The organism is Ectobacillus sp., from assembly GCF_056992975.1.
Map to the genome: position 1 here is coordinate 1 of NZ_JBXKMX010000085.1, position 5056 is coordinate 5056.

The window sequence follows — 5056 nt, forward strand, 5'->3', positions numbered from 1 at the left end:
GCTGCTTCTTCCTTTGCACGACCGTTATACGATTTCACACTAAATGTAGAATAGTGAGGGGCTAATACAAGACTAATTGCTTCCTCAATTCCATCTTCATGCATTTGCCGAACGGCATCTTCTACGAATGGTTCAATATGCTTTAGTCCTAAATACATATGAAATTCAAATTCTTCTTGCATTTCATTTAACCTTGCTTCGAGCTTAGTAGCCTGTTCTTCCGTAATTTTTGCAAGAGGAGAGATTCCGCCAATTGCGCGGTACCGTCTTACTAAATCTGCAAACATTTCTGAAGTTGGTTTTCTCCCTCTACGAATATGTGTATAATAGCGTTCGATATCTTCTTCCTTGTATGGCGTTCCGTATGCCATGACAAGCAAACCCAATTTCTTTTTCATGATTCGAATCCCGCCTTCTATTATTCTAATGTTTCTGATGGAGCGTCGTATACTCATGAATAAACGATGTTAAGCGCTGCAATGTTTCTGGTTTAACTTCAGGAAATACCCCATGTCCAAGATTAAATACATAACCGGGTTGTTTCATCCCTTGATCCAAGATACTCTTCACATTTTTCTCAATGACATCCCATGAACAAAGTAAGATTGCAGGATCTAGATTCCCTTGTACTGCTTTCTGGATGCCGCGTGCGCGTGCCTGCTCAATCGGTAAACGCCAGTCCAATCCTACAACATCAAGCGGCAATTCATTCCATTCGTTTGCCAAATGACTTGCTCCCACGCCGAACATAATGAGAGGAACTTTCAAAGGACGAAGCTCAGAGAAAATACGTTGCATGACAGGCTTGATATAGGTGCGATAATCTGCAACATTCAATGCACCTACCCAAGAATCAAAAATTTGAATGGCTTTTGCCCCTGCATTCACTTGAGCTGTAACATAGGCAATCGTCATTGCTGCTAATTTATCCATAAGCGCAAACCACACTTTTTCATCCTCATGCATTAGCGCTTTTGTTTTATTATAATTTCTGGATGGCCCTCCCTCAATCATATAACTTGCAAGCGTAAACGGAGCACCGGAAAAGCCAATTAACGGAACATCTAGCATTTCACCAGTTAATAATCGTATTGTATCCAGTACATAAGGAATATCTTGCTCTGGATGTATTTCACCTAAAAGCTCTATATCTTGTAATGAGCGAATGGGATTGCTTATAACAGGACCAATACCAGCTTTAATGTCTACGTCCACTCCGATAGAGGGCAGCGGTGTCATAATATCTTTATAGAGTATCGCAGCATCTACACCGTAATTGTCTACCGGTAACTTTGTAACGTATGCACACAATTCGGGCTGATGCGTTATTTCAAATAAGGAGTATTTTTCCTTGATTTTACGGTATTCAGGTTGAGAACGTCCCGCTTGTCTCATATACCATACTGGGACATAATCTGTTTTTTCCCCTTTGCATGCTCTTAATAGCGTATCGTTGAATTGTCGTACCACAACCCCTATCTCCCCTCAATTACATTTTTTACAAAAATGATAGCGTATTCTTAAACCGTACCTTTTCCTACTATACCGTTTTACTAATAAAATTGCACAGTAGAATGTTTAAGTTCAACAAATCGACACTTTTATAATTTGCAATCAACATTTTAAATCCAGATGGATTCCTTACGCATTATATCATATTGCTAATTACTAGGATTTGACTATGTCTGTTTTTTCCCCTTCGCGATTAGTCTGTGGATTAAAGGGCACGATATATAAACTAGGTACAGCAAACACATTTACATATTTCATTTCATACTCCGATTGTCCAGTAACAGTTGTCAGCAAGGTATTCGTACCTCCGTCTTTCTTATAAATACGGTACTGCACCCGACTGTCTGCAAGTGGATTCCACGTGATATTTACCGTAAACAACCCAATGGGTGTAAAGGTTAGCTTTGCCTGTACATTGGTTAACTTTGCTAATCGTATAGGCTCTCCAATGTTTTCTACTCCGTCAGGCATTGTAAATGCTGTTTGTGTCTCGGCATGAGAAGACACTAAAATTTTTTTAAATAGTCTCGTTGGATAATCGCTACCCTCGGTTACATAATGAGTATCATCGGTGCGATCATACCCCATCCATACAGCCCCTACCATATTTGGAGTATATCCAACAAACCATGCGTCTCTCGCACCTGTATCACGGTTAGGGAGCGAGGTCGTTCCGGTTTTCCCAGCTAACGCTCCGTTGTAAGTGCCAGATTGAGCTGTTCCATCCTTTACTGTTCCTTCCAGCATACGTGTCATAAACCAAGCGGTTTGCTTCGAAAACACATTCGTTTCTGTTTGCCCGGCCTGTCCAATAATAGCCCCCTTTTGATTTACTACCCTTTCAATAACATGGGGCTCAGTCACATTTCCTTCTGCAGAAAAAGCACGATACATTTTTACTAGTTCAAGCGGGGACATTCCTTCCTGCAAACCACCTAGTGCAGCACTTAATCCCGTATCGTGAATGTTCACATTCGCCTTTGCTAGGTAAGATTTCGCTGTATCTATACCGATTTCATTTAAAAGCGAAACAGCAGGGACATTAGCTGAGTCTTTGATTGCATCAAACATCGTAATTTCTTTAGAATAGACATCATTATAATTACGAGGAATATACCCGTTAAATGACTGTTTTTCATTTGATAACATCGAATAAGGCTGATATTTCTTCGTTTCAAGAGCAGGGGCATAAACAAGAAGCGGCTTAATCACGGAGCCGGGCTGCCTTTTCATATATAATCGATTATAGCCCCTTGGAACATAATTGCGTCCGCCAATGGCCGCCTTTATCCCTCCCGTCTTGCTATCCATCAGAACAAAAGAACCTTCTATATCCGTACTACCACTAGGAAAGTTACGATTATCTTGAAAAAGGTTGTAAGCCGTTTTCTGTATAGATGGATCTAATGTAACAACAAACGTATAACCACCTCTTAATACTTCTTCATAGGATAGCTTGTACGTATCCGCTGCTTCTTGAAACACCATATCAATAAAAGGTAAGAATGCTTGCTCTTCTTTAGAGTTTTGTACATCTAGTGCAAGTGTTTTTCCCTGTTCACGGACTGTTTCTTCTGCGCTCAAAAAGCCTTGATTATTCATTAAAGACAAAACCAAGTCACGACGCTCCTTGCTCTTATCAGGATGCAAAATAGGAGAGTAGCTAGTAGGCGCCTTCATTAAACCAGCCAATAACGCCCCTTCGGAAACGGATAAATTTTGTACATTTTTATGAAAATAAAATTGGGAAGCGGTTTGAATCCCATATACTCCATGACCAAAATAAACTTGATTCACATACATTTCTAGCAGTTGATTTTTCGTATAACGCTGTTCTAAATTCACTGCAATGATCAGTTCCTTCGTTTTACGAAGCCACGTTTTTTCATTTGTTAAAAATATATTTTTAGCAAGCTGCTGCGTAATCGTGCTCCCGCCCTCTACCTTCGAACCAGCGAGAATGTCTTTATATAATGCACGGAATATGGAAGTGAAATCCACACCATGATGCTCATAAAACCTTGTATCCTCTGCTGCTACAAAGGCATGCTGTACATAAAGCGGAATATCATCAATAGAAACGAGTTCCCTGTTTTGAACATACATTTTTGTTATTTCATTTCCTTGTTCGTCTACGATGCGAGAAGTAGACTCAAACACCAGCTTTTTATCATCAATAACAAAATTACCCAAAAAGATAATTACTAAATAACCGATAAGTGCAACAACGCAGACGATTGCCAAACTTCCTGTTAGGATGAGTCCCTTTTTCAAGGCAGTAGGTCTCCTTTACCATAAGATGGTTTGTATTAGTATTAGAAGAATATATTCCTTTATGTATAGAACCTCAATCTTTTTTACAACAAAAAAAAGAGAGGAATAAAAGAGAAACGTATTTATTTCTTACTATAATAAAATAGACTGCCTTTATGGGGGATGATCTGCAAGCAAAAGAGGAGTAGGTTTCCCTATTCCCCTTTTGCTTGCAGCCATCGTAAATGATAGCAATTCATTGCAACTTCACCAAGTCGATCCAATAAGTTGTAGTTTGCATATGCTCCTACGGCTGCCCCAATAATTGGTACAAGCTGTAACATTTTAGCTAAGTCAATGTAATCACGGTACTCTTGCTGAAAGGTTCGCCAATCTACGCTACGCTCGTTTTCTCTGCATACTTCCCAGTCTTCTATGATGGTAAAAATATCACGACGATGCTTGTCACTAGAAAATGCTAACTGAAATACATAAAGAATAAAAAGACGCTCCTCTTCTTTACTCGTATCATGACCGTATATCGTTGCTACCTCAAATAAAAATTTAATCTTAATCGATACAAGTAATGGGAAATCTGCCAGGCCAAGTAAGAGACCACCCGCACCGGTACCTGCCCCTTCTACAGCAGCAATTTTCTTATAATCTTCTCGTTTCTGATTTACTCGTTCATCTCGCTGTTGTAATGACAGATTATGTTCCTTCAACGTTGGCTGGATAAAATCCGATCCTATGAGAATTCCTTGAACCATCTTTTTTATACTTTCTGTCAGCACAACATTCACTTTTTCAGGCGTTAGCTGCTGCACTTTTACTTGTACTTTTTTTGATACGCGGTTCATAAAAGATGAGTTTTTTAGCATTTCTTCTTTCCATTGCATGAGCCGGATACGCATAACTGTTTCATAATCAGTCAACGAGTTCACTTCCCTTTTATTACTTAAGGTAAGAGGGTTTTCATTCGCTTGCTACTATATCCGTACGTAAATCCGTAGCTAAAAACCAGGTTACAAAGAAGGACGACTGCTGTCATGATCCAATTGTACGTAGCAAAGGCAAACACAATTGAAAACAAAACAGATGATAATACGAGTAGTCGCATAAGTAATGTTAAAAATGCGCGTTGCTGTACTACCGCTTCTATTGGATATAAATTTACCCAAAGTGTGACGTGATAATGCTTCGCCAAGCTAAGCAACTGGTATGCGATTATATAAATAAATAAAAGGCTGATAAAAATCCTTGCATATAGAAACGGTACGTAATAGACGAT

Annotated in this window: 5 protein-coding genes; all 5 read right to left on the reverse strand. The window is 39.3% G+C overall.

Annotated features, from left to right (window positions below; translation table 11 throughout):
* A partial coding sequence (gene hemH / locus AC11ZT_RS04275) for a ferrochelatase (protein WP_484058414.1) occupies positions 1 to 398 on the reverse strand: 398 nt, incomplete at its 3' end.
* Between the two features lie 25 nt (positions 399 to 423).
* Complete coding sequence (hemE, locus tag AC11ZT_RS04280; protein WP_484058415.1) at positions 424 to 1470, reverse strand: uroporphyrinogen decarboxylase; 1047 nt, start codon at positions 1468 to 1470, stop codon at positions 424 to 426.
* Between the two features lie 198 nt (positions 1471 to 1668).
* A complete protein-coding gene (locus AC11ZT_RS04285) occupies positions 1669 to 3786 on the reverse strand; it encodes a transglycosylase domain-containing protein (RefSeq protein ID WP_484058416.1) in 2118 nt (705 codons plus the stop codon).
* Positions 3787 to 3980: 194 nt separating this feature from the next.
* Entirely contained in the window at positions 3981 to 4700 is a 720-nt protein-coding gene (locus AC11ZT_RS04290; protein WP_484058417.1) for an EcsC family protein, read from the reverse strand.
* 23 nt (positions 4701 to 4723) lie between these two features.
* A partial coding sequence (locus AC11ZT_RS04295; protein ID WP_484058418.1) for an ABC transporter permease occupies positions 4724 to 5056 on the reverse strand: 333 nt, incomplete at its 5' end.